Genomic DNA, 208 nt, shown 5'->3' on the forward strand with positions numbered 1-208 from the left:
TTTGCAACGTGAAGTGAACGGATTGATTGAAAGTGCGGTTATCGGGACCACAAACCGGCATCAAACGCTGTATCACCTGACCGTCAGGCCAGAAATGTGGCTGCTGACCCTCGATCAGGACAGCCGTATTTATCACCAGCTCAGTGTTCCCGACATTTTACACAGCCTGCTGAAACAGAAAAAACTCCAGGCCAATATACGTTTTAAT

The 208-nt window shown here is 47.6% G+C and carries 1 protein-coding gene; it reads left to right on the forward strand.

The annotated features are described in order from the left end of the window. A partial coding sequence (locus C5471_RS23860) for a contractile injection system protein, VgrG/Pvc8 family (protein WP_278250202.1) occupies window positions 1–208 on the forward strand: 208 nt, incomplete at both ends.

This window comes from Photorhabdus tasmaniensis (genome assembly GCF_011189505.1).
GTDB lineage: Bacteria > Pseudomonadota > Gammaproteobacteria > Enterobacterales > Enterobacteriaceae > Photorhabdus > Photorhabdus tasmaniensis.